General features: G+C 65.8%; 25 protein-coding genes. 6 read left to right on the top strand and 19 right to left on the bottom strand.

Features of this window, described 5'->3' with window-relative positions:
- The first annotated feature begins 37 nt into the window (after nucleotides 1-37).
- Complete coding sequence (gene gltX / locus AC1DT7_RS00990) at nucleotides 38-1,363, top strand: glutamate--tRNA ligase (RefSeq protein ID WP_478033609.1); 1,326 nt, start codon at nucleotides 38-40, stop codon at nucleotides 1,361-1,363.
- Nucleotides 1,364-1,473: 110 nt separating this feature from the next.
- On the opposite strand, the gene AC1DT7_RS00995 is transcribed toward gltX, so the two are convergent.
- From AC1DT7_RS00995 to AC1DT7_RS01010, 4 genes are all read right to left on the bottom strand, one after another.
- Nucleotides 1,474-2,856: a M20/M25/M40 family metallo-hydrolase gene (locus AC1DT7_RS00995; protein ID WP_478033611.1), complete on the bottom strand. Its 1,383-nt coding sequence runs from the start codon at nucleotides 2,854-2,856 to the stop codon at nucleotides 1,474-1,476.
- Between the two features lie 52 nt (nucleotides 2,857-2,908).
- Nucleotides 2,909-3,907 carry an aspartyl protease family protein gene (locus tag AC1DT7_RS01000; protein WP_478033612.1) on the bottom strand — a complete coding sequence of 333 codons (999 nt, stop codon included), beginning with the start codon at nucleotides 3,905-3,907 and terminating at the stop codon, nucleotides 2,909-2,911.
- Nucleotides 3,897-4,823, bottom strand: coding sequence for an aspartyl protease family protein (locus AC1DT7_RS01005; RefSeq protein WP_478033613.1), 927 nt, complete (start codon nucleotides 4,821-4,823; stop codon nucleotides 3,897-3,899). The genes AC1DT7_RS01000 and AC1DT7_RS01005 overlap by 11 nt, the downstream gene beginning before the upstream one ends.
- 79 nt (nucleotides 4,824-4,902) lie before the next feature.
- Entirely contained in the window at nucleotides 4,903-7,311 is a 2,409-nt protein-coding gene (locus AC1DT7_RS01010; protein ID WP_478033614.1) for a ligase-associated DNA damage response DEXH box helicase, read from the bottom strand.
- A gap of 35 nt (nucleotides 7,312-7,346) precedes the next feature.
- Between AC1DT7_RS01010 and AC1DT7_RS01015 the strand changes: the two genes are divergently transcribed.
- A complete protein-coding gene (locus AC1DT7_RS01015) occupies nucleotides 7,347-8,345 on the top strand; it encodes a ligase-associated DNA damage response exonuclease (protein WP_478033615.1) in 999 nt (332 codons plus the stop codon).
- 27 nt (nucleotides 8,346-8,372) lie between these two features.
- On the opposite strand, the gene AC1DT7_RS01020 is transcribed toward AC1DT7_RS01015, so the two are convergent.
- The 9 genes from AC1DT7_RS01020 to AC1DT7_RS01060 all read right to left on the bottom strand — a co-directional run bounded on the left by AC1DT7_RS01020 (nucleotide 8,373) and on the right by AC1DT7_RS01060 (nucleotide 14,908).
- Nucleotides 8,373-8,789 carry a SpoIIAA family protein gene (locus tag AC1DT7_RS01020; RefSeq protein WP_478033616.1) on the bottom strand — a complete coding sequence of 139 codons (417 nt, stop codon included), beginning with the start codon at nucleotides 8,787-8,789 and terminating at the stop codon, nucleotides 8,373-8,375.
- A gap of 43 nt (nucleotides 8,790-8,832) precedes the next feature.
- A complete protein-coding gene (locus AC1DT7_RS01025; RefSeq protein ID WP_478033617.1) occupies nucleotides 8,833-9,126 on the bottom strand; it encodes a putative quinol monooxygenase in 294 nt (97 codons plus the stop codon).
- A gap of 20 nt (nucleotides 9,127-9,146) precedes the next feature.
- Nucleotides 9,147-9,812, bottom strand: coding sequence for a hypothetical protein (locus AC1DT7_RS01030; protein WP_478033618.1), 666 nt, complete (start codon nucleotides 9,810-9,812; stop codon nucleotides 9,147-9,149).
- Nucleotides 9,809-11,311: an RNA polymerase factor sigma-54 gene (rpoN, locus tag AC1DT7_RS01035; RefSeq protein ID WP_478033619.1), complete on the bottom strand. Its 1,503-nt coding sequence runs from the start codon at nucleotides 11,309-11,311 to the stop codon at nucleotides 9,809-9,811. The genes AC1DT7_RS01030 and rpoN overlap by 4 nt, the downstream gene beginning before the upstream one ends.
- Nucleotides 11,312-11,315: 4 nt before the next feature.
- Nucleotides 11,316-12,092, bottom strand: coding sequence for an LPS export ABC transporter ATP-binding protein (gene lptB, locus AC1DT7_RS01040; protein WP_478033621.1), 777 nt, complete (start codon nucleotides 12,090-12,092; stop codon nucleotides 11,316-11,318).
- A 158-nt stretch (nucleotides 12,093-12,250) separates the two neighbouring features.
- Nucleotides 12,251-12,787, bottom strand: a complete 537-nt coding sequence (locus AC1DT7_RS01045; protein WP_478033623.1) for an LptA/OstA family protein — start codon at nucleotides 12,785-12,787, stop codon at nucleotides 12,251-12,253.
- A gap of 6 nt (nucleotides 12,788-12,793) precedes the next feature.
- Nucleotides 12,794-13,432 (bottom strand): LPS export ABC transporter periplasmic protein LptC, encoded by a 639-nt coding sequence (gene lptC / locus AC1DT7_RS01050; RefSeq protein ID WP_478033625.1) that lies wholly within the window; start codon nucleotides 13,430-13,432, stop codon nucleotides 12,794-12,796.
- A gap of 29 nt (nucleotides 13,433-13,461) precedes the next feature.
- A complete protein-coding gene (locus AC1DT7_RS01055; protein WP_478033627.1) occupies nucleotides 13,462-14,082 on the bottom strand; it encodes a ribonuclease D in 621 nt (206 codons plus the stop codon).
- Nucleotides 14,083-14,113: 31 nt separating this feature from the next.
- A complete protein-coding gene (locus AC1DT7_RS01060; RefSeq protein WP_478033629.1) occupies nucleotides 14,114-14,908 on the bottom strand; it encodes a TerC family protein in 795 nt (264 codons plus the stop codon).
- A gap of 198 nt (nucleotides 14,909-15,106) precedes the next feature.
- Between AC1DT7_RS01060 and AC1DT7_RS01065 the strand changes: the two genes are divergently transcribed.
- Together AC1DT7_RS01065 and AC1DT7_RS01070 are read left to right on the top strand one after the other, a co-directional pair.
- The gene (locus AC1DT7_RS01065; RefSeq protein ID WP_478033630.1) at nucleotides 15,107-15,919 is read left to right on the top strand and encodes a cold-shock protein; all 813 of its coding nucleotides are present in this window, start codon (nucleotides 15,107-15,109) and stop codon (nucleotides 15,917-15,919) included.
- Nucleotides 15,920-16,062: 143 nt separating this feature from the next.
- Nucleotides 16,063-16,566, top strand: coding sequence for a thioredoxin family protein (locus tag AC1DT7_RS01070; RefSeq protein WP_478033631.1), 504 nt, complete (start codon nucleotides 16,063-16,065; stop codon nucleotides 16,564-16,566).
- 221 nt (nucleotides 16,567-16,787) lie between these two features.
- On the opposite strand, the gene AC1DT7_RS01075 is transcribed toward AC1DT7_RS01070, so the two are convergent.
- Nucleotides 16,788-17,621 carry an EamA family transporter gene (locus tag AC1DT7_RS01075; RefSeq protein WP_478033632.1) on the bottom strand — a complete coding sequence of 278 codons (834 nt, stop codon included), beginning with the start codon at nucleotides 17,619-17,621 and terminating at the stop codon, nucleotides 16,788-16,790.
- Nucleotides 17,622-17,991: 370 nt separating this feature from the next.
- Complete coding sequence (locus tag AC1DT7_RS01080) at nucleotides 17,992-19,587, bottom strand: cisplatin damage response ATP-dependent DNA ligase (protein ID WP_478033634.1); 1,596 nt, start codon at nucleotides 19,585-19,587, stop codon at nucleotides 17,992-17,994.
- A gap of 83 nt (nucleotides 19,588-19,670) precedes the next feature.
- Between AC1DT7_RS01080 and AC1DT7_RS01085 the strand changes: the two genes are divergently transcribed.
- Complete coding sequence (locus AC1DT7_RS01085) at nucleotides 19,671-20,507, top strand: metallophosphoesterase (protein ID WP_478033636.1); 837 nt, start codon at nucleotides 19,671-19,673, stop codon at nucleotides 20,505-20,507.
- Here the strand turns inward: AC1DT7_RS01085 and AC1DT7_RS01090 are convergent.
- The 4 genes from AC1DT7_RS01090 to AC1DT7_RS01105 all read right to left on the bottom strand — a co-directional run bounded on the left by AC1DT7_RS01090 (nucleotide 20,504) and on the right by AC1DT7_RS01105 (nucleotide 22,244).
- Entirely contained in the window at nucleotides 20,504-20,689 is a 186-nt protein-coding gene (locus AC1DT7_RS01090; protein ID WP_478033638.1) for a DUF1328 family protein, read from the bottom strand. The genes AC1DT7_RS01085 and AC1DT7_RS01090 overlap by 4 nt on opposite strands.
- Before the next feature lie 56 nt (nucleotides 20,690-20,745).
- Nucleotides 20,746-21,249, bottom strand: coding sequence for a Dps family protein (locus tag AC1DT7_RS01095; RefSeq protein WP_478033640.1), 504 nt, complete (start codon nucleotides 21,247-21,249; stop codon nucleotides 20,746-20,748).
- Between the two features lie 101 nt (nucleotides 21,250-21,350).
- Nucleotides 21,351-21,917 carry a TMEM165/GDT1 family protein gene (locus AC1DT7_RS01100; protein ID WP_478033641.1) on the bottom strand — a complete coding sequence of 189 codons (567 nt, stop codon included), beginning with the start codon at nucleotides 21,915-21,917 and terminating at the stop codon, nucleotides 21,351-21,353.
- A 9-nt stretch (nucleotides 21,918-21,926) separates the two neighbouring features.
- On the bottom strand, nucleotides 21,927-22,244 hold the full coding sequence (locus AC1DT7_RS01105) for a hypothetical protein (RefSeq protein WP_478033642.1): 318 nt from the start codon (nucleotides 22,242-22,244) through the stop codon (nucleotides 21,927-21,929).
- A gap of 165 nt (nucleotides 22,245-22,409) precedes the next feature.
- Here AC1DT7_RS01105 and rpmG point away from each other — a divergent pair, with 165 nt between their 5' ends.
- Nucleotides 22,410-22,577: a 50S ribosomal protein L33 gene (gene rpmG / locus AC1DT7_RS01110; RefSeq protein WP_034157855.1), complete on the top strand. Its 168-nt coding sequence runs from the start codon at nucleotides 22,410-22,412 to the stop codon at nucleotides 22,575-22,577.
- Nucleotides 22,578-22,636: the final 59 nt, after the last annotated feature.

A 22,636-nucleotide genomic window follows, 5' to 3' on the forward strand; every position in this document is an offset into this window, starting at 1 on the left:
GGTTGTCGCGGGTGACGCCGCGCTCTAGGCCGCGTTCATGACTGTCCTTACCCGTTTCGCGCCGAGCCCGACCGGCCGGCTGCATGTCGGCAATATCCGCACGGCGCTCCACAACTGGCTATGGGCGAAAAAGCGCGGCGGGCGCTTCATGCTGCGCATCGACGATACCGATGCCGAGCGCAGCCGGGAGGATTTCGTGGACTCGATCCGGGCCGACCTCGCCTGGCTCGGGCTGGACCCGGATGGCGAGGCACGGCAGTCGGCGCGGTTCGCGCTGTACGAGGCGCGCTTTGCCGCGCTTCATGAGGCCGGGCATGTCTATCCGGCGTACGAAACCCAACAGGAGCTCGACCTGAAGCGCAAGATCGCCGCGGGGCGCGGGCTGCCGCCGGTCTATGACCGCGCGGCGCTCAGGCTGAGCGAGGCCGATCGGGCTGCGTTCGAGGCGGAGGGGCGTACGCCGCACTGGCGCTTCAGGCTCGATCACGGCGCCGCGATCGAATGGGACGATCTGATCCGCGGGCATCAGCGGTTCGACCCGGCCACGATGAGCGATCCGGTGATCCGCCGCGCCGACGGCTCCTGGCTCTATATGCTGCCCTCGGCGATCGACGATGCCGAGATGGGCGTGACCCATGTGGTGCGCGGGGAGGACCATGTGTCCAACACCGCGCTCCAGCTCCAGATGTTCGCCGCACTCGGCAGCACGCCGCCGGCCTTTGCGCATGAGGCTTTGCTGGTCGGCAGCGAGGGCAAGTTGTCGAAGCGGCTGGGGTCGGTCGGCGTCGACCAGTTCCGCGAGGCGGGGATCGAACCGGAAGCGGTGCGCGCGCTGCTCGCAAGGATCGGGACGAGCGACCCGGTCGAGCCGCTGGTCGATACCGGCAGGCTGATCGAGACCTTCGACTTCGCGCGATTCGGGCGCGCCCCGGCGCGGTTCGACGAGGCCGAGCTGAGCGCGGTCAACACGCGCATCGTGCATCAGCTCGATTTCGACTCCGTTTCTGCACGGCTGCCCGCTGGCATGGGACGGGCCGAATGGGACGCGGTGCGGCCGAACCTGACCATCGTCGCCGAGTCGGCCGACTGGTGGCGGGTGATCGAAGGGCCGGTCGAATCGGCTGCCGATCCGGCCGATGCGGACTTCCTGGCCGAGGCGGCGCAGGTGGCGGAGACGATCGACTGGTCGGCCGACCCCTGGCATGCGCTAACCTCGGCGCTCAAGGCTTCGAGCGGGCGGAGCGGCAAGACGCTGTTCCTGCCGCTGCGGCGGGCACTGACCGGGCTCGACCATGGGCCGGACATGAAGGCGCTGCTGCCGCTGATCGGACGCGAGCGGGCGGTGGCACGGCTGAGGGCCTGAGGTTTTCGAACGGTACCCGCTCTGGCTTCTTTCCCGGCGAAGGTGGGATCTGGAGTCCGACTCGCCTTATTTGAATCGTCACCTCGGACTTGTGTTTTTCCATCTGGCCGTCAGCCGGCATAGGCCTTCACCAGATCGTACAGATAGTCTCGGCCCTCATAGAGCGATCTGGTGCGGATTCGCTCGTTCAGGCCATGGATGCCGTTGAGGTCGGAATCGACGAAGATGCCCGGCGCGCCATAGACCGGGATGCCGATCGCCTGGAAAAAGATGCCGTCGGTCGCGCCGGTCGACATCAGCGGCAGCATGGGCAGGCCGGGGAAATATTTCGCGGCGACCGTCTTGGCCGGGCCGACGATCTTCGGGTCGAGCGTCGGTGGGATCGCGGTCGGGCGGATCGGCTGGTTGATCGTTACCTTCACCTTGGGGCCGGCCAATTCCTTCAGCTTGGCAAAGGTTTCGTCGACCGTCTCGCCGGGGAAGATGCGGCAATTGACGTTGGCGGTCGCGCGCTGCGGCAGCGCGTTCTCGGCATGGCCGGCATTGACCAGCGTGGCGACGCAGGTGGTGCGCAGGGTCGAATGCATCGCCTTGTCGCGGCTGATCAGCGCATCGGCCGCCTTGTCCTGCGGATTGGCGAGCAGCCGGGTGATCGCATCGCCCACCGGCATCGCCGTGGCGGTTGCGCTGAAAAAGGCGCGGGTGGTGTCGGTGAACTTGATCGGGAATTCATAGGCGCGCACCGCTTCGAGCGCGTCGGCCAACTCGTAGATCGCGTTGTCGGGCGTGGGCTGGGAGCTGTGGCCACCGGCATTGGTCGTCTCGAAGGTATAGTTCTGCGCCGCCTTCTCGCCGACCTGGATGGCGAGAAGCTGTGGTTTGCCGGCCGGATCGTACCGGCCGCCGCCGCCCTCGTTCAGCGCGAACTCCGCCGCGATCAGGTCGGGCTTGTTCGCCGCCAGCCACTGCGCGCCGTTGAACGCGAAGGTCGTCTCCTCGCCGCAGGTCAAGGCCAGCTTGATCGTGCGCTTCGGCTTGTAGCCGCTGGTCTTGAAGCGGATCATGCTGTCGGCCCACACGGCCGCCATCGCCTTGTCGTCGACGGTGCCGCGCGCGTAATAATAGCCGTCTTCCTCGACGAGCTTGAACGGGTCGCGCACCCAGTCCTCACGCTTGGCCTCGACCACGTCGAGATGCCCGAGCAGCAGCATCGGCTTGGCCTTTTTGTCCGATCCGGCCAGCACCGCGACGATGCCGCCGTCTTTCGGATGTTCGGGCACCGAGAAATAGGTGATGTCGCCATCGGCGAAGCCCGCCGCCTTCAGCCGCGCACCGATTTGCGCCGCCGCCTGGGTGCAACTGCCCGACGACAGGGTCGTGTTGGTCTCGATCAGCTCCTTGTAGAGCCCGAAAAACTGTTGCTGGTCGGGGCGAAGCGCCTGTGCCGAGGCGGTGGAGAAGGGAAGGATGGCGATCGCCGTCGCCGCGCACACGGATAGAGCTCGAATTATAGCCTTCACCCCTGATTGAAGATTGCTGGTAAGATCAGTGCCCGAACGGAATCGACCCCGCCGGCAAGGACGGCGGAGTGCCGGCCCTGCCCTTGTCGAGCATAAGCCGGACTTCGCGATTCGGGAAATCGATCCTCACCCGCTGGAACAGGCGCAGCGCGTCCATGCCGAGGAGCAGGGCCGGCTGCTTGGTCAGGCCGAAATGGCGGAATGGCTCCGCGTCGGAAAACGCCACCGGCAATTGCGAAAAGGTGACGCCGGCGAACTGCACCTGGTCGATCTGGGTATATTCCACCTGCATCGATTCGCCGGTAACGCCCCATAAGGCGATCGGCCGCACCTTCTTCGTACCGCGCGCAACCTGTTGCTTCAGCGCCAGATTGCCCATGGTGACACCCGATCCGGTATCGAGGATCACGCGGATCCTCCGCCCGCGATAGCTTGCGTCGCTCACGATGAGCTGGCCGTAGATATTCTTGCCATGGACGACGATCTCGTCGCGCATCGGGCTTATATAGTGTTGCCGCTTGACCGACGGGGTCAGGGTCATCGTCTGCTTGCCGAAATCGATCGTCAGGGCATGGCCCTGCAGCGTGTCGAGCCCGAGCATACCTGGCGCGCCTAGGTTGCGCGACTCGAGCGAAGGCGCCTCGATGCTCGATGCGCCGATCGTGCTGACGCTGATCTTCGGGATGACCACCGTCTCGACATTGGTGGTGCCGGTCATTGCGGTCAGCCGCACATTCCTGCCGGCGGCGAGGCCGAGAGTCCCGGCCAGCTCGCGCGAGATGACTGTGCGCTGCGCCCCTGTATCGACGACGAACGCGAAGGGGCCCTTGGTGCCGATCGACACGGGAACGGTCATCCGGTCGTCGGCAGTGCCGATGTCGAGCACGATCGACGGTGGCGGCGGCAGATCGGGATCCTGCGCGACCGAGGCCCCCGGCGCGGCCGCGGCGGCGGCAAGGACGAGCGAGAGGAGGATCAGCCGGCGCGGCGTCCCCGGATATGCCCCGTCCGGGTCAGAAGGCATCGGGACGAAACCCCCGCGGCAGGGCGAAGCGAACCTCGCGGTTGGCGAAATCGACATCGACCTTCCGGAACATGCGTAGCGCATCCATGCCGAGCATCAGGGCGGGTTCCTTGGCCAGGCCGAACCGTTTGAACGGTGCGACGTCCGAAAAGGCGATGGGCAGGTTCTTGAACGATACGCCGCCAATGTCGAGCTGAGTGACCTGGGTATAGTCGGCGACCATCGAATCGCCCGTCACGCTGGTCAGGGTGATCGGCATCGGTGTCTTCAGCTCGCTGCGCATCCGGGCGCGCAGGGCCGAATTGCCCATGCTGACCGAGGCTCCGGTGTCGATGATCACACTGATCCGCCGGCCCTTGTAATAGGCCTGGGTGACGATGAGCTGGCCATAGACGCTTTTCGCACGGACGACGATGTCGCCGGTGTGGATCGACTCACGACCCCGTTTCGTCGAGGGCCGCAGGGTCATGCTGTTGGTTTCGAAGTCGATCGACAGGGAATGGCCACTCAGCGCGTCGATACCAAGCATGCCGGGCGCGCCGAGATTGGCCGAGAACAGCGCCGGCGCCTCGATCGGCTTGCTGGTGATCTTGCTGACATTGAGCGACGGGATCACCATCGTGCCGACATTGCTGGTGCCGGTCATCGCCGTCATCCGCACGTCGGGGCCGGGCGACAGGCCAAGCGTCGCAGCAAGCTCGCGCGAGATCACGGTGCGCTCGGCACCGGTATCGATGATGAAGGCATAGGGGCCGGTACTGCCGATGGTGACCGGCACCGTCATGCGCGATGCGGCATCGTCGAAGGCAAGTGTGTTCTCGGTCGTGGTGGCCGGCGGAACCTCGCCTTGCCGCGCAGGCAACGCCCCGGGGGCGGCGGCCGCGATAATGATGGCAAAGGCGGTTATTCCGCGCATGAGACGAAGTTACGCCCGTTGCGGACCTTCAACAAGAGACTTTTCGACCGGCGAAATGCGACGGTCGCCCGGCAAGGGATCAGTCCAGGCGCATCGCCTCCGCAGCCAGAGATTCCGCCTCGATCAGTAGCGCATCATCGGCCAGGCCCATGGCGATCCTTTCGCGCCCGATCAGGGTCAGCACCGGCACGGCGAGGGGCGAGACGCGGTCGAGATCGACATGCAGCATCGTCTCGGCGGCGCGGTCGAGCAGACCGGCTAGGCGCCCGACATCGGTCATCTTGGCGCGGGCATCGGCCCAGGCTGCCTGGAGCAGCAAATGGCCCGGCTCATATTTACGCAGCACGTCGTAGATCAGGTCGGTCGAGAAGGTGACCTGCTTGCCAGTCTTGCGTTTGCCGGGATGCTGGCGCTCGACCAGCCCGCCGATCACCGCGACCTCGCGAAACGCGCGCTTGAGCAGGGCCGAACTCTGCACCCAGTCGACGAACTCGTCCTCCAGGATATCGGGCGAGAGCAGGGCGGCAGGGTCGGTGACCGGATCGAGCGAATAGCAGGCGATCGAATAATCGGACGCGACGAAGCCGAGCGGCCTCAGTCCCTGCGTCTCCATCCGTCGCGTCAGCAGCATGCCGAGCGACTGGTGCGCGTTCCATCCCTCGAAGCTGTAGACCACCATGTAATGCCGCCCCTCCCGTGGGAAGGTCTCGACCAGCAGCTGGCCCGGCGTCGGCAGCTTGGAGCGATAGGACTGCACCTCGAGCCATTCGCGCACGTCCGCCGGAAAACGCGGCCACTCCTCGGGATCGGCCAGGAAGTTGCGTACACGGTCTGCCAGGTTGGTCGAGATCGGCATGCGCGCGCCGCCATAGGTCGGAATACGCGCCGGCCTGGTCGTCGCCCGAACGATCAGGTCCTCGGTGTCGATCTTCTCCACCTCAAGGCTCATGCCGGCGAAGAAGAAGGTGTCGCCGTGGCGCATCGAGGCAGCGAAGGCCTCTTCGACCTTGCCCAATGTTCGGCCGTTGCGGAAGCGGACGGTCAGCATCGTCGCCTCGACGATGATGCCGGCGTTCAGCCGGTGCTGGCCGATGAAGCTCGGATGGCTCACCCGCCAGCTGCCGTCGGGGTCCTGGGTCAGCCGCTTGAACTTCTCATATGCCTTCAGCGCGTAACCGCCGTCGCGGATGAAGCCGAGCACGCGCTCGAAGGTTTCGGCGTCCAGCGCCGAATAGGGCAAGGCGGACCGCACCTCGTCGAGCATCTCCTCCTGCCGGAAGGGCGCGGCGCAGGCGCAGGCCATGATATGCTGGGCGAGCACGTCTAGCGCCCCGGCGCGGAAGATATCGGGGTCGAGCTCGCCCGCTACCACGGCGTCGAGCGCTGCCCGGGCTTCGAGATATTCGAAGCGGTTGCCGGGCACGATCACCGCTTCCGATGCTTCGTCCAGCCGGTGGTTCGACCGCCCGATGCGCTGGAGCAGACGCGACGAGCCCTTGGGCGCGCCCATCTGAATCACGCAGTCGACATCGCCCCAGTCGACCCCCAGGTCGAGGCTGGCGGTCGCGACCAGCGCGCGCAGCTTGCCCGCCGCCATCGCCCCCTCGACCTTGCGCCGCGCCTCCAGCGACAGGCTGCCATGATGGATGCCGATCGGCAGCTGCATGTCGTTGACCTTCCACAAATCCTGGAAGATCAGCTCGGCAAGGCTGCGCGTGTTGCAGAAGACGATCGACGTCCGGTGAGTCTCGATCTCGGCCATCACCTGCTCGGCGGCGTAGCGCCCCGAATGCCCGGCCCAGGGCACCCGGCCCTCGGGCAGCAGGATGGCGATGTCGGGGTCCGCGCCGGGTTCGCCCTGCACCAGGGTGACCTGGTCGATATCGCCGTCGGGCGCCAGCCAGGCACGATAGCCGTCGGCATCGGCGACCGTCGCCGAGAGCGCGACCCGCCGTAGCCCCGGCGCGAGCCGCTGCAGCCGCGCCATGCACAGGGAAAGCAGGTCGCCGCGCTTGCCGGTGGCGAAGGCATGAACCTCGTCCACCACGATCGTCTTCAGCCCCTCGAACATCAGCAAGCTGTCGGGATAGGACAGCAACAGGCTGAGCGATTCGGGCGTGGTCAGCAGGATCTGGGGGGGCTTCACCCGCTGGCGCGCCTTGCGGTCGCTCGACGTGTCGCCCGTCCGGGTCTCGATCCTGATATCGAGCCCCATCTCCTCGACCGGGGTCAGCAAATTGCGCTGCACATCGACCGCCAGTGCCTTGAGCGGCGAGACGTAGAGCGTGTGCAGCCCCTCGGTCGGCGCCTCGATCAGCTCGGTCAGGGTCGGCAGGAAGCCGGCCAGCGTCTTGCCTGCGCCGGTGGTGGCGACGAGCAACCCGTGCCGGCCCGCGCGCCCGACCTCGAGCATGTCGAGCTGATGGCTCCGCGGTGCCCAGCCGCGTGTCGCGAACCAGTTGGCAAGAGGGGCGGGAAGATCGGTCACTGGGAACCCAAGGTCATCCCATCCATATAGGTATCATGGCGAAACTCGGCGACTGGATCGATCCTCAGCCCCATGGCATCTATGTAAGACCCGCGGACGCGTGGATCGATCCCTCGCGCCCATCGCCCAGGGCGCTCGTCACCCATGGCCATGCCGATCATGCGCGCGGTGGCCATGATGCGGTCTGGGCCACGCCCGAGACGCTTGCGATCATGGAAACGCGTTACGGTCCGCAGCAAGGTCATCCGGTCGCCTATGGCGCCGCGATGCGCATGGGCGATGTCGATATCCGCTTCGTGCCCGCCGGCCATGTGCTCGGCTCGGCGCAGATCGTGCTTGCGCATCGCGGCGAGACCATCGTGGTCTCGGGCGATTACAAGCGCCGGCCCGATCCGACCTGCGCGCCGTTCGAGCCGGTCGCCTGCGATGTGTTCGTTACCGAGGCGACCTTCGGCCTGCCGGTGTTCCGCCACCCCGACACCGGCGACGAGATCGACAAGCTGACCGCGGCGCTCCACGCCAATCCCGATCGCTGCGTGCTGGTCGGTGCCTATGCGCTGGGGAAGGCGCAACGGGTGATCGCGGAACTGCGCGCGCGGGGCTTCGACGATCCGATCTATCTCCATGGCGCGCTGCAGCGGTTGTGTGACCTCTATATCGAACACGGCGTCGCTCTCGGCGAACTGCGCCCGGCGACCGGCGTGCCCAAGGCCGAGCTGAAGGGGCGGATCGTGATGGCGCCGCCGGGCGCGCTCAACGATCGCTGGTCGCGCCGCCTGCCCGATCCGATCACCGCCATGGCCTCCGGCTGGATGCGCGTTCGCCAGCGCGCGGTCCAGCGCAATGTCGAGCTGCCGCTGATCCTGTCCGACCATGCCGACTGGGACGAACTGACCGACACCCTGACCGAGATCGCGCCGAAGGAGGTCTGGGTGACCCATGGCCGCGAGGAGGCGCTGGTGCACTGGTGCATGACCCGCCAGATCAAGGCTCGCGCGCTGGCGCTGCTGGGCTATGAGGACGAGGACGACTGAGCGCCCAAAGCAGGGCTGGTGGCAGCCTCAGGCCGCCCGGCTGGCCCTGCGCGGCGAAACGGGCACCTCGCCCGCATCTGCGGAAAACAGCCACGCCTCGGCGGCCGCATAGTCGTCGAAGCACTGCGCGTTGCGGTTCACCAGCGTCCGCATCAGTTGCGACCGCGCAAGCGTCGGCCCGGTGACGAACGCTAGCCGGCGCGACTGATATTCGGGAGCCGAAAGCATGTCGCGGAACGCGGCGACGATCTCCTGCGACTGGATTTTCATGCCTGTCACGTCGTTGATCGTCAGGTGCTGGTTCCGGCCACAGCGCAGTTGCGCGTGCGCTACCCTGCGCGCGTCGAGAAACGCCTTGATATCGTCCTGCGTGAAGAACCCCGACAATCGAATCCGCACGAGATCGCGAGTCGGATCGGCCTCAACATGGAAATTCGCGCTCATTCGTCCCGATTATCGGACAATGTTTAGAAAAGGCTGAACACGCTCAGCCCGCAGGACTTGCCTCATACATCGAGATACTGTCGCTCGCGGTCGCAAGACTGCGAGCCGCCGCGATGAACAGAGCCGAACCCGGCTGAACGAAATGCGCCTTGAGCGACGCCATGTCGCTCCAGCGCTCGAAGAAGAACAGCCGCAGCGGATCTTCGCAATCGACCTGGACCGAATGGCTGATGCAGCCGGGCTCGGTGCGGGAGCGGTGGACATGATCGAGGCTCGCCTGGCGCAGCTCCTCGAACGTATCAGGCCGTGCGGTGACGCTTCCCGTAACGATGATCATGTCGTTTCCCCTTCCCGATGTCAGCGTCGATAGATTCCCGAAAAGGTCACGTTCACGCCGCCGCATGTCATGGCATCGTTCGCAATGAGATAGGGGCCGATCAGGCGGAGCGACACGCGGCAATCGGGTGGTTCCTTGTCCACGATCGTCATGCTGTCGCCCGCCGGGCGCACTTCTCCCGAAAAATTGCCGTAGTTGACGCCCCTGCGAACTCGCTCGGGGTCGTGGGAACCCCAGCTTGCCTCGCCGCTGACCGTCAGGTGGCCGGGCCGGGGCGCGGGTGCGATGTCGATCTCGGCTTCGTCGCTCGACCAGGAGCCAAGCCAGTCGGACGACGTCACGGTGGACGGGGTCGGTATGCGCTCGATCGCCCCCGCCGGCAGCCAGCCGATCGTGACCCGCCCGGAGCCGGTGGCGAAGCCGGCTTCGACCAAGGCACCGTTGGACGTTCCGATCAGCACCAGATCGCCGGCAACGAGATAGGCACGTAACCGGCATCGCGCCGTCAGCGCCGGACAGCCTGGTGTCTCGTCGCCCCGGTAGAACGAGACTCGCGCACCGTGCTTGATGCGGGCGAGCGTGAAGCCTGGTTTTGCGATGTCGGGCGCATAGAAGTCCTGCGCGGGGGCCGGCCCGGCGGCGACGCCGATCAGGCCCAAACAGGCCAGAAGCCCGGCCCGGATCAACCCACGCCTTCCAGCGCCTTTTGCCGCCGCCGCTGCACCGAACTGCCGATCCCGAGTGCCTCGCGATATTTCGCGACGGTGCGCCGCGCGATGTCGAAGCCCTTGGCGTTGAGCAGCTCCACCAGGGTGTCGTCGCTCAGGATCGCCTTGGGCTCCTCGGCAGCGATCAGCGCCTTGATCGCGCTCTTCACCGCCTGGGCCGACACGGCGTCGCCGCCATCGGACGACTGGATCGCGCTCGTGAAGAAATATTTCAGCTCGTAAAGTCCGCGCGCGCAGCTCAGATATTTGTTGCTGGTCACGCGGCTGACGGTCGATTCGTGCATCTCGATCGCGTCCGCCACCTGGCGCAAGGTCATCGGCTTCAGCTGCGACACGCCGTGGACGAAGAACGCCTCCTGCTGCTTCACGATCTCGGTCGCGACCTTGACGATGGTGCGCTGGCGCTGGTCGAGCGCTTTGACCAGCCAGTTGGCGCTGGCCAGGCATTCCGACAGCCAGGCCTTCGACGCCTTGTCCTGCTGTCCGCCCGACAGTTCAACATAATAGCCGCGATTGACCAGCAGCCGCGGCAGCGTCGCCGCGTTGATCTCGATCGCCCAGCCGGTCTTGCGCTTCGCGACGAAGATGTCGGGCACCACTGCCTGCATCGCCTCGCCGCCATAACGGCAGCCCGGCTTGGGATCGTAATTGCGCAGCTCGCGGATCATGTCGGCCAGATCCTCGTCGTCAACGTCGCAGATCCGCCTGAGCCGGCCAAGATCGCCGCGCGCGACGAGATCGAGATTGTCGAGCAGCCGCGCCATGCACGGATCGTAGCGGTCGGCTTCCTTCGCCTGCAGCGCGAGGCATTCCGAAAGCGATCGGGCACCGACGCCGGTCGGATCGAAGGTCTGGATGATCGCCAGCACCTCCTCGACCCGCGCGAGCGCGACACCAAGCCGGTTGGCGATCTCGAGCAGCGGAACCGTCAGATAACCGGTCTCGTCGATCTGGTCGATCAGATGCGCCGCGATGAACTTGTCGGCGCCGTCGACCACCGGCCCGGCCTGGGCCAGCAGATGATCGGCAAGGCTCAGGCCGGTATCGGCGAACCCGTCGAGATCCGGTCCGTCCTCGCCCATGCCACCGCCGCCGGTGGTGCCGTTCAGCCCGAGCGATCCGTCCATGCCGCCGCCATCGGCCGGACTGTCATGATGGAAGCTCTCGGCATTGAAATCGACGTCGAGCGATGCCTCGCCGGTGCTGTCGCCGCCCATCAGCAGCTCGTCGGCGCTGGCCGGTTCGTCGCGCGGCTCGGGTGGCGCCTCGCGCTCGATCGTCGGACCGTCATCCTCCGCCGCACTTGAGTCGAGCAGCGGGTTCTTCTCGATTTCCTCGGCGATGAAGCCCTCGACCTCAAGGTTCGACAGCGCGAGCAGGCGGATCGCCTGCTGCAACTGCGGCGTCATTACCAGCGATTGCGACTGGCGCAGATCGAGGCGCGGGGCGAGACTCATGAGGTTAGAGCGAGAAGCCTTCGCCCAGATACAGCCGCCGGACATTCGCGTCCGCAACCAGCTCGGCGGGCGAGCCGGTGAACAGCACGCGGCCGTCATAGATGATGTACGCGCGGTCGACGATCTCGAGCGTCTCGCGGACATTGTGATCGGTGATCAGCACGCCGATGCCGCGCTTCTTCAGCTCGCAGATCAGGTCGCGAATGTCGGCGATCGACAGCGGATCGATGCCGGCGAACGGCTCGTCGAGCAGCATGATCGACGGATCGGCAGCCAGCGCGCGAGCGATCTCGGCGCGGCGGCGCTCACCGCCGGACAGCGCCATGGCCGGAGAATCGCGCAGCCGTGTGAGCCCGAATTCGTCGAGCAGCCTGTCGAGCTTCTGCCGGCGTATGACGGGGTCGGGCTCGGACAGCTCGAGCACGGTCAGGATGTTCTTCTCGACCGAAAGGCCGCGGAAGATCGAGGTTTCCTGCGGCAGATAGCCAAGGCCGAGGATCGCGCGGCGATACATGGGCAGGCCGGTGATATCGTCGCCGTCTAGCATGATCCGGCCCGAATCGGGCTTCACGAGGCCCATCACCGAATAGAAGCACGTGGTCTTGCCGGCGCCGTTCGGGCCGAGCAGGCCGATCACCTCGCCCTCGCCGACCGAAACCGACACGTCGGACAGCACGACGCGCTTGTCATAGGACTTGGCGATAGAGACGACCGACAGGCCCTTCATCACCGGTGCTTCGGCGATTGGCTCGATGGCGTCGAGGGTGGTCACATCGGTCATTCTGCGTCCCGTGCTCGCATCATATGGTTACGAAAGCCTGTCCGAACCGCGTTTGGCAGGCTTTGTGCATGACTGCACTGAAATCCTGCACCAGCCGCGCCGGCAAGGAAAGGGGTGCGCGGCCAGACCGGTGAAAAAGCCGGTCGATTGCCGGCAGCTTAATTGCGTTTCGGTACGGAGAAAGTGCCGGTCACGCGGCCGCCACGGCTGCTGGTGGTTCCGGGTGCCGCCGCGCTGCTGCTCCCTACCGCCGCGCCATCGATCACGGCGCGGCCGGTATCGAGGTTGATCGTCAGCCGCCCGCCGTTCACGGTGTTGCCGCCCTGGAGTAGCGACACCGTGCCCAGCATGGTGATGACACGCTTGTTCAGGTCGTACACTGCATATTGGCTGCGCGCGGTCTGCTGTGGCCGGGTGACGGTGACGCCGCCGGCCGCGTCGAGCCGCGATACCTGGGGCGATCCATCGACGACCTGACCGGTATAGGCGACGGTCATGCGGGCCGAATTCAGCGTCATCTCAGCCTGGCGGACCGAGACGTTGCCGGACAGGATCGCGCGATTCGCCTTGTCCTGAAGCTCGATATGATCAGCGCCGAAATCGATCGGCGCAGCCGAATCATGGCGATTCTGCGCCATCGCGCCCGAGGCGGCAAAGAGGGCGGCGAGCGCGATCAGGCGGGGCGTGCGAAACATGGCCGCCTATCTCGTCCTTCGCGGCGCGATCCGCAAGCGCGCGTTGCCGTCGAGCTTGACGATATGCTTTTCCAGGTCGGCGGTCAGGCGCGCGGCGCTGAACGTGCCCTGCGGCACCTTGCCCGTCACCGCGCCACCGCTTTCGAGCTGGCGTGATTTCAGGTCGATCGTCGCATCATGGGTGTCGAGCTGATAGCCGTCGGTGGTGTTGAACCGGACCGGCCCGTCCACCATGACCTGCTGGCTGTCCATATTATAGCGCCCGCGATCCGCGACCAGCCGGGCCGGGCCGTCGGCCAGCCCGATCTCGGCCGACAGCTGGTTGAGCTGGACGACCGGTTCGGCCGATGTCTTCTGCACGGCCGATCCGGCGTTGAGCCTGAAGGGCTGTCCCTTGCCGTCCTCGCCGCGATAAGTCGCCGACTGGATGCGCAGCCGCTCCTTGGCGACGTCGACCTTGTTCTTGTCGAGCAGAAAGCTGACATCGCCGGTCCCGGCGAGCGGCATCATGACGAGGAATGCCGAGAGGATGCCGATCGCCAGCGGCAGCACGACGCGCAGCGTGCCGACGACGCGGTCGTGGCTGCTTCCGGGCGACGCCCAGATCTGCCGCGCCGAGCGCACGCTGACGGCGGCTTCAGACATGCGAGTCCCCGTTGGAAGAACGCGTAGCGTCAAACATGCGCGAAGATATCGATCTCCGGCCAGCCGGCCAGATCGAGATCGGCGCGCGACGGCAGGAAGTCGAAACAGGCCTGAGCAAGCGCGGTGCGGCCCTCCCGGGCAAGGCGGCGGTCGAGCTCCTCGCGCAGCCTGTGGAGATACCGCACGTCGGACGCGGCATAATCCTTCTGCGCGTCGGACAGCACCGGCCCGCCCCAGTCGGACGATTGCTGTGCCTTGGAGATATCCTGGCCGAGCAACTCGCGGACAAGCTCCTTCAGGCCGTGCCGGTCGGTATAGGTGCGCACCAGCCGCGAGGCGGTCTTGGTGCAATAGACCGGCGCGGCGTCGACATGCAGATAATGCTTCACCGCGGCGAGATCGAAGCGCGCGAAATGATAGAGCTTCACCCGGCTCCGGTCGGCGAGCAGCGCACGGAGATTGGGCGCTGCATAGTCGCTGCCGGGCGAGAAGCGCACGAGATGCTCGTCGGGCCCGCCATCGGAGAGCTGGACGACGCACAGCCGGTCGCGCGGCGTGATCAGCCCCATGGTCTCGGTGTCGACGGCAATGTCCACGCCTGCCTCGAACAGGCCGGCGGGGATGTCTTCTTCGTGCAGATGAACGGTCATCGGGTTCGCCTAGCCGTGAACGCGCCCGCGCTCAATGCCCGCCGCCCGACGCCTTTTTCCGCTCGCGCGCATTGCGCGACCAGATGTTGAGCATTTCGACCCCGGCCGAGAAGGCCATCGCGCAATAGATATAGCCCTTGGGCACATGGACGCCGAAGCCGTCGGCGATCAGCACGGCGCCGATCATCAGCAGGAAACCGAGTGCGAGCATCACCACCGTCGGGTTGCGCGCGATGAAATCGGCAAGCGGGGTGGCGGCGAACATCATCACGCCGACGGCGACGACGACCGCGATGATCATCACCGGCAGATCGTCGGTCATGCCGATCGCGGTCAGAATCGAATCGATCGAAAAGACCATATCGAGCAGCAGGATCTGTACGATCGCCGACCAGAAACTCATCGCGACCCGGCCCTTCTTGTCGAGTGTCGCCCCCGAGTCGTCTGGATCGACGCTGTGATGGATTTCCTTGGTCGCCTTCCACAGCAGGAACAGGCCGCCGCCGATCAGGATGAGGTCGCGGATCGAGAAAGCCGTCTCGAAGCTCGGCTCGCCACGCGAATCGAGTCCGCCGGTCAGGCCAAGGTCGAACACCGGCACGGTCATGCTGGCGATCCACGCGATCGCGGAGAGAAGCCCGAGTCGCAATACCAGCGCAAGGCTGATGCCGACGCGGCGGACCTTGGCCCGCTGGCTCTCCGGCAGCTTGTTCGACAGGATCGAAATGAAGATCAGATTGTCGATGCCAAGCACCACTTCCATCACGATCAACGTGGCCAGCGCCGCCCAGGTGGCGGGGTCTGAGAATATGGCGAGAATGGACATGGTGTGGCTCTGCCGCCTCACCTGAGCGGAAGCAAGCGAGCTGTGCCGCAATTCGGACGAATTTATTCGCAGGCTAGGGTGAATTACGCTACACCGACTCGGTAACGCGATAGGTTTGGCGTTCGAACAACCGCGCTTTTCGTCCAGCGCGGGCGTGTTGATATGGCGATTTGGGCGAGCCGGGAAGACGAACAGGGCATGAGTTTCGATAAAGGACGCCGCGGGGATCGCGGTGGGCGTGGCCGCGATAAGCGCGACGGTTTCGGCGGCGACGATTTCGGTGGCGGCGGCGGCTTCGGCGGCGGCGACCGTTTCGGCGGTGGCGGTGATCGCTTCGGCGGCGGTGGCGACCGTTTCGGCGGTGGCGGTGATCGCTTCGGCGGCGGCGGCGGTGGCGGTGGCTTCCGCAGCGGCGGCGGTGGTGGCGGCTTCGGTGGTGGCGGCGGCGGTGGCCGCGGCATGCCGCCGCAGGTCGTCGGCGAAGGCACCGGCGTGGTCAAATTCTTCAACGGTCAAAAGGGCTTCGGCTTCGTCGTCCGTGATGACGGCGGCGAGGATGTGTTCGTGCACATCTCCGCAGTCGAGCAGGCGGGCCTGACCGGTCTGGCCGAGGGGCAGCCGCTCGGCTTCACCCTGGTCGATCGTGGCGGCCGCATCTCGGCGACCGACCTCAAGATCGAGGGCGAGCCCCTTCCCGTCACCGACCGCGGCCCGCCGCGTGAGCGTGACGCGGCGCCGGGCGGTCCGCGCGGTGGCGCAGGTGCCGGCGGTGCCGGTCCGGCGCGTCAGCTGACCGGTGAGAAGGCGACGGGCACCGTCAAGTTCTTCAACGCGATGAAGGGCTTCGGCTTCATTCAGCGCGACGACGGCCAGCCCGATGCGTTCGTGCACATCTCCGCGGTCGAACGCGGTGGCATGACCAGCCTCAACGAGGGCGACCGGCTCGAATTCGAGCTGGAAGTCGATCGTCGCGGCAAATATGCAGCGGTGAACCTCACCTCGATCGCATAAGGGCGGGGCAAAACCCTGTTCCCTAGGCGATAAGATCAAAACCCGGTGTGCCTCTGATTTGGGGCATGCCGGGTTTTTCTTTGCAGATTTACGGGCCGAACGGCGTTAATCCCTAGCTAACCGCTATGGATAAGGACCGGCTCATGCGCGCGCCCATCATTGCCCTGCTTTCCCTTGCGCTGGCCGCGCCCGTTGGCGCCACGGCGCCGCGCGTGCCGATCGCCAGCTTCGAACAACTCGCCAAACCGCTGCCGCTTCCGTATGACGAACAGGCCAATGCGCAGGCCGTGGTCGCCGCCGCCAAGGCGCGCGCCAGGGCAAAGCACAAGCTGCTGCTGATCGATCTCGGCGGTAATTGGTGCCTGGACTGCCGCCTGCTGGCCGGCACCATGGACCTGCCCCAGCTCCAGAAATTCATCGCCGCCAAATATGAAGTGGCGGTGGTCGATATCGGCCGGTTCGACAAGAACCTCGATATCCCGGCGCATTACGGCATCAAGGACCGCATGGAAGGCGTGCCCAGCGTGCTGATCGTCGATCCGCGAACCGACAAGCTGATCAACCAGGGCCACACCGCCGCCCTGGCCGACGCCCGCAGCATGACGCCCCAGGCACTCGCCGACTGGCTAGCCGGCTGGACCAAATGATCCGACGGTAAGCGGGGGCGTTGGCTCGGCCTCTTCCTTCTTCTGTTCCCCGGCGAAGGCCGGGGCCCAGTTGGGGGGCTTTTCTGGTTGTCGTTGCGCGTCGTTACATCGACCTTCCCAACTGGGCCCAGTGTCGGGTTGAACATGCCCCGCATGCTCAAGGATCGTCCGGGGGACGATCCGACCCGACACTCTTCGCCGGGGAGCAGAAGGGAAGCAAGTTAGCCGGTAAGAACCAGCGCAGCGCCGCCCAGTATCCCAAGCACCCCGATCACCCGCCCGGTAGTGGCGCGCTCCTTCAGCACCACGATCGAGATCACCAGCGCCGTGACCATGCCGGTCTCACGCAACGCCGCGAGCGGCGCGGTCGGGCCCATAGAGAAGGCGGTCAGCGCCAGGCCATAGGTCAGGATCGACAGGCCGCCGGCGATCACCCCCGGCCGCCACTGCGCGCGGGCCGCGGCGAACATGGTGCCGCGTGAGAGGATGCCGAACATAACGACCACCACCACGCCCATCTGGATGAACACCCACACGATATAGCTGTTCGCGCTCGGTGCTGCGCGTACGCCGATCGCGTCGATCACGGTGTAGGCGGCGATGCACAGGCCGGTGAGCACCGACCAGCCGAGCGCAGCACGGTCGAGATGACGCCCGGCGATCATCACGAACATCGCGGCACCGATCAGGGCGATACCGGCGATCTGGCCGGTCGTGGCGTGCTCGCCGAGCAGACCGATCGTCACGCCCGCGGTGACCAGCGGCGCGGTGCCGCGCAACACCGGATAGACGGCGGAGAGGTCGCCGACCTTATAGGCGCGCACCAGCGAATATAGGTAGACGCCGTGGATCAGCGCGCTGGCGGCGAGATAGCCCCACGCGCCGTGCGGCAACGGCACGAACGGAATGGCGGGCAGCAGGATCAGCGCGCTCGTGCCGTCGGTGATGGCGCGTCCGGCAGCCTTGTCCCGCCCGCCCTTCACGATCGCATTGACCACCGCGTGGATCGACCCGGAGGCGATCATCATCAGCGCGGCAAGCGTGTAGGTCGGCATTGGGCAGCCATGCAGGGTGGCGGAGACCCGGGCAAGCGGCGCAGCCTCGATTCAACCATCCTCCGAATCGCTGCAGCGTGCAGACTGGCCGTTGCGCGACAAACTCCGGCACGCTCTTTCCCATGATGGTTGAAACCTTGGCGTTTCTTCCGTCCCTGTTTTCCCGAAAACTCACCCTGTTCCGGGAATCGACGCGCCCTGTTCCGTGCGAGTTCTACCCTGTTAATCGGGAACAGGGCGAACGCCCGTCAACAGACGAGACTTTAAAGAGACTATCTCCAACGAAGTTGGAGATAACAGGGTGAGAAAAAAGTGTCGCCCTGTTCCACCCTGTTATCGGCCAATAGCAGGGTGGCCGGCGGCGGTGGCGTCAGGTGATCAGCCGCCGCAGCGCCGCGACCGTATCCGCTTCAGCCGCCGGCTTGTCGGTGCGGATGCGGGCGATGCGGGGGAAGCGCATGGCGACGCCCGACTTGTGGCGTTTCGACTCGTGGATCGAATCGAATGCGATCTCCAGCACCAGGGTCTTCTCCACCTCGCGCACCGGGCCGAATCGGTTGAGCGTATGCCCCCGCACGAAGCTGTCGAGCATCTTCAGTTCCTCGTCGGTGATGCCCGAATAGGCCTTGCCGACCGGCAGCAGTTCGCCGTCATCGGTCCAGCAGCCAAAGGTATAGTCGGAATAGAAGGAGGATCGGCGTCCGTTGCCGCGCTGCGCGTACATCATCACGCAATCGGCGGTCAGCGGATCGCGTTTCCACTTGTACCACAGGCCGACACGGCGCCCGGTGACATAGGGCGAATCGCGACGCTTGAGCATGACGCCCTCGATCGATGCATCCCGCGCCCCGGCGCGGATGCCTTCGAGCTCTGTGAAGTCCGCCGCATCGATCACCTGGCTGACATCGAACCGCTCCGGATCGAGCTGGGTCGCGAATGCTTCCAGCCTCGGCCGCCGCTTTGACCAAGGCAGTTCGCGCAGATCCTCCGCCCCGTCGAACAATATGTCGTAGAGCCGGACGAACGCTGGATAGTCAGCCAGCATCTTTGCCGAGACGATCTTGCGCCCGAGCCTTTGCTGGAGTGCGTTGAAGCTGGCCGCGCCGCCCGCCTCGTCCAGTCCCGCGCCCTGCACCTCACCCTTCACCATCAGCTCGCCGTCGAGCACACCCGGCGTGGTGAAATCGCGCGCTACCTCGGGAAAGCTGCCGGTGATGTCGTCGCCGGCGCGGCTGTACAGCCGGGTCTCACCGCCGACATGCACGATCTGCACCCGGATGCCGTCCCATTTCCACTCTGCGGCATAATCATCGAGACTGACGCGCAGGTCTTCCAGCGGATGGGCAAGCATGAAGGGGCGGAACACCGGCACATCGGCCGCGGTCGGCTGGACCCCGCGGCCCTCGGCCCAGGCAAACAGCGAGGCATAGGGCGCGGCGATGCCGTGCCACACCTCCTCCACCGCTTCGACGTCGAGGCCGAAGGCCTGGGCGAGGGCCGTCTTGGCGAGGCGAGCGGAGACGCCGATGCGCAGCGCGCCGGTCGCCATCTTGAGCAGCGCGAAACGCTCATCGGCGTCGAGCCGGTCGAGCATGCCTGCCAGCGCAGCCGGCGCGTCGGAGCGGGAGAGCGAGCCGAGCCGGTCGACGACTTGCGCAACGGTGAGCGGCTCTCCGTCCTTCGGCGGTATCTCGGGCGCGGGCCAGAGCAGGGCAACCGTCTCGGCGCTGTCGCCGACATAGTCGCGGCTCATCCGGAACAGCACCGGATCGACCCGCTCCTCGATCAGCGCGCGAATCATCGCGGGCTTGATCGCGGGCAGGTCGAGATCGCCGGTCAGCGCCGCCATCGCCCAGCCGCGATCGGGGTCGGGCGCCGACACCAGATAATCGGCGATCAGCTTGAGCTTCGCATTGCGGGACCGGGTATAGATCAGCCGGTCGAGAAGGTCGGCAAACGCACGCATCACTGGGGAACATGGTCGCGCCGCAAGGGTTCCGCCAGCATCATCGCACTGGCATCGGACGGCGGCCCGGCTAAGGTCGCTTGGTGCGCCGTTTCCTGCTCCTTCTCGCCTCCCTTCCTGTTGTCGCGCTCCTGTTCTTTGGCTGGGGCTATCTGAATGCGCGCGCCGATCCGGTGGTGCGCCGTGTCATCGTTGCGCTCCCCGGCTGGCCGCAAGGGGCCCCGCCCGTCCGCGCGATATTGCTGAGCGACATGCATGTCGGCGGCGCGACGATGGATACCGGCCGGCTCGCGCGCATCGTGGCACAGGTGGAGGCGCTGAAGCCCGATCTGGTGCTGATCGCGGGAGATTTCGCCTCGGGTCATGATTCGGCGAAGGTCGACCATCTCGCGGAAAGTCTCGCGCCGCTGTCGGCGCTTCGCCCTCGGCTCGGTGTCATCGCGACCCTCGGCAATCATGATCACTGGACCGATCCCGCGTTGATCCGGCATGCGCTCGAGCGGGCCGGGGTAACGGTGCTCGAGAATCAGGCGGTGCAGCGCGGTCCGCTCGCGATCGGCGGGGCGGGAGACGCCTATACCAGGCATCAGGACATGGCGAAGCTGGCGGCGGCGATGCGGGGACTGGCTGGCGCGCGCCTGATGGTGACCCACTCGCCGGATATCGCGCCGCTATTGCCGAAAGAGGTAATCCTGCTGCTCGCAGGGCACACGCATTGCGGGCAGATCGTGTTGCCATTCTATGGGCCGGTGGCCCAGGTCGCGGCGCCACAATATCGCTGCGGCATCGTCCATGAACGCGGCCACACCATCGTGGTGACGGCCGGGCTCGGCACCAGCACGGTGCCGATGCGGTTCGGCGCGCCGCCGGACCTCTGGGTGCTCACCCTCGGTCCAGCGGCGCAGCCGGTCGCGCACTAGTCGATCGCGTTCTTCACACCCTTGCCCGCCATCAGGCCGAGCACCAGCAGCACCACGAAGACGGCGATGGCGACGAAGAACAGCAGCTTGGCGATACCGATAAAGGTGCCGCCCAGGCCGCCAAAGCCGAGCAGCGCAAGAACGGCCCCGACGACGAGGAAGATGATAGCCCAGCGAATCATGTCACTCTCCTGATAATATGGAAGCGAAACGATGCGCCGGGCCTGCTTGTTCCGGATCAGCCCTTCCGGCTTGCCTCGAACAGGAACCAGGCGCGCTCCTCGGCCTCGTCGGTCCAGGTGTCGAGAATGCCGCTGGTCGCATTGTCCTTGGCGGTATCCACGATATCCTTCGCCTCACGCAGGCTCTCGACCAGCTTCAGATTGTCCTCGCGCAGCTCGGCCAGCATGTCCTCGGCCGACACGAAGGCTGCATCATTGTCCTTGATCGACTGGTGACGCGACACATCGCCGATCGAGCGCAGCGTGGTGTTGCCGGTCTTGCGCACGCGCTCGGCGATGGCGTCGGTCGTGGCGAAGATCTGCGCCGCCTGGGCGTCGAGCATCAGGTGGTAATCGTGGAAGTGCGGGCCGGACACATGCCAGTGGAAGTTCTTGGTCTTGAAATAGATCGCGAACGAATCGGCCAGGATGCCGTTCAGCGCCTCGGCGACGGTCTTCGCCGCATTGGTCTTGATGTCGGTCGGGGTCTTCAGCGGGGCGGGTGCGGCTGGATCGGCCATGGTGCGGTTCCTCATTTTTTCGGTTCGTTGCGTGAACGGTCCGATAGCGCAAATGCTCCGCTTTCGCTTCCGGATTTGTCCCGATCACCGCAATCGAGACACTAGATAAGACGCAACGCCGAGAATCCGAGGATCGCGCCGATGATCAGGAAGAGAATCCCTATCGTGACGCGGATTGCCGTAAGCGGCAGTTTCCTGCGGGCATGCTCGCCGGCAAGGATCGCGGGCACGTTGACGACCAGCGCGCCGATGGTCGCGCCGACTGCCGCGAGCGCCGGCGCCGGGCTGCGCGCAGCAAGGGCGGCGGTGATGAACTGGGTACGGTCGCCGAATGCCAGGATCGCGACGCCGAGAAAGCTGGTGAGGAACGCGCCGATCCGCCAGCCGGACAGGCGGTTGGGCGGCTTGATCGGGAACAGGGCCGATCCGCCGGCGGACAGGAGCGCGAGCGCGAGCAGCAGCGATTGTGCATTGGGCGTCAGGCGCGGGCCGATGATCGCGCCACCGACCGCGCCGATCGCATTGATCAGGACAAGCGCCAACACGGTGCCGGCGATTACCGGGCCGGGTTTGCCGAATCGGGTCGACAGAATGCCGGTCAGCCAGGGCGTCCGGTCGCTCGCCTGCGCGAGGATCGCCGCGACGAAGGCGGCCATCAGCGCATCCATCGAGTCGTCCTAGCTTGAGAGGCGGACTGAGCAGGCGGCGGCGAACGTCTCGCACGCGGCGCGGTCATGCCGGTCACAGCCGACCGCATCGCCCAGGATCGACAGCCATCCCTGGATCAACGCACCGCGCTCGCCGCGCGCCAACGCCGATTCGAGCGCCTGGGTCACGGCGACCGCGGGAAACAGGCCGTTGCGATGGGCGATCTGGCGAATCGCGTCGATCTCCACCGCGATGTCGCCGATACGCTGTCCGGCCACGCGCGCACCGATCATGCCGATTCGCGCCGCCAACTCGGATTGTACCTGATCGATCGAGACCTGTGCCATGCCATCACCCCCGTCTTCGGGAGGAAAGCTGCGCCCTATACGGTAAACAGGGCGTTAAACAGCCTCTCAGGGTTGACATATCGGCGACTCTCCGCCATCGGGCAGCGCTTGAGAGCGGCGGCTTGTTCGCCGCTTTTGCTTTTTCAGCATACAGGATTTCAGGTCATGGCAAAGCCGACCACCGTCAAGATCAAGCTGCTCAGCTCGGCAGACACCGGCTTCTTCTACGTCACGAAGAAGAACCCGCGCACCAAGACCGAGAAGCTTAGCTTCAAGAAGTATGATCCCGTCGTGCGCAAGCATGTCGAGTTCAAGGAAACCAAGATCAAGTGATCTTGCCGGCGGCCCAGGCCGCCGCGCGATCATCCGGGCCCAAGGCCCGGAGCTGGAGC

The organism is Sphingomonas sp. P3_C6, from assembly GCF_056402595.1.

Bases quoted from the DNA above. Each gene is read 5' to 3' on its own strand.
- AC1DT7_RS01095 (WP_478033640.1), bottom strand. From the start codon at position 21,249: ATGGCCGATCCAGCCGCACCCGCCCCGCTGAAGACCCCGACCGACATC.
- AC1DT7_RS01080 (WP_478033634.1), bottom strand. From the start codon at position 19,587: ATGCGTGCGTTTGCCGACCTTCTCGACCGGCTGATCTATACCCGGTCC.
- AC1DT7_RS01090 (WP_478033638.1), bottom strand. From the start codon at position 20,689: ATGATTCGCTGGGCTATCATCTTCCTCGTCGTCGGGGCCGTTCTTGCG.
- lptC (WP_478033625.1), bottom strand. From the start codon at position 13,432: ATGTCTGAAGCCGCCGTCAGCGTGCGCTCGGCGCGGCAGATCTGGGCG.
- AC1DT7_RS01075 (WP_478033632.1), bottom strand. From the start codon at position 17,621: ATGCCGACCTACACGCTTGCCGCGCTGATGATGATCGCCTCCGGGTCG.
- AC1DT7_RS01070 (WP_478033631.1), top strand. From the start codon at position 16,063: ATGCGCGCGCCCATCATTGCCCTGCTTTCCCTTGCGCTGGCCGCGCCC.
- AC1DT7_RS01020 (WP_478033616.1), bottom strand. From the start codon at position 8,789: ATGAGCGCGAATTTCCATGTTGAGGCCGATCCGACTCGCGATCTCGTG.
- AC1DT7_RS01065 (WP_478033630.1), top strand. From the start codon at position 15,107: ATGAGTTTCGATAAAGGACGCCGCGGGGATCGCGGTGGGCGTGGCCGC.
- gltX (WP_478033609.1), top strand. From the start codon at position 38: ATGACTGTCCTTACCCGTTTCGCGCCGAGCCCGACCGGCCGGCTGCAT.
- AC1DT7_RS01000 (WP_478033612.1), bottom strand. From the start codon at position 3,907: ATGCCTTCTGACCCGGACGGGGCATATCCGGGGACGCCGCGCCGGCTG.
- lptB (WP_478033621.1), bottom strand. From the start codon at position 12,092: ATGACCGATGTGACCACCCTCGACGCCATCGAGCCAATCGCCGAAGCA.
- rpoN (WP_478033619.1), bottom strand. From the start codon at position 11,311: ATGAGTCTCGCCCCGCGCCTCGATCTGCGCCAGTCGCAATCGCTGGTA.
- AC1DT7_RS01100 (WP_478033641.1), bottom strand. From the start codon at position 21,917: ATGGATGCGCTGATGGCCGCCTTCGTCGCGGCGATCCTCGCGCAGGCG.
- AC1DT7_RS01055 (WP_478033627.1), bottom strand. From the start codon at position 14,082: ATGACCGTTCATCTGCACGAAGAAGACATCCCCGCCGGCCTGTTCGAG.
- AC1DT7_RS01045 (WP_478033623.1), bottom strand. From the start codon at position 12,787: ATGTTTCGCACGCCCCGCCTGATCGCGCTCGCCGCCCTCTTTGCCGCC.
- AC1DT7_RS01015 (WP_478033615.1), top strand. From the start codon at position 7,347: ATGGCGAAACTCGGCGACTGGATCGATCCTCAGCCCCATGGCATCTAT.
- AC1DT7_RS01060 (WP_478033629.1), bottom strand. From the start codon at position 14,908: ATGTCCATTCTCGCCATATTCTCAGACCCCGCCACCTGGGCGGCGCTG.
- AC1DT7_RS01005 (WP_478033613.1), bottom strand. From the start codon at position 4,823: ATGCGCGGAATAACCGCCTTTGCCATCATTATCGCGGCCGCCGCCCCC.
- rpmG (WP_034157855.1), top strand. From the start codon at position 22,410: ATGGCAAAGCCGACCACCGTCAAGATCAAGCTGCTCAGCTCGGCAGAC.
- AC1DT7_RS01105 (WP_478033642.1), bottom strand. From the start codon at position 22,244: ATGGCACAGGTCTCGATCGATCAGGTACAATCCGAGTTGGCGGCGCGA.
- AC1DT7_RS01025 (WP_478033617.1), bottom strand. From the start codon at position 9,126: ATGATCATCGTTACGGGAAGCGTCACCGCACGGCCTGATACGTTCGAG.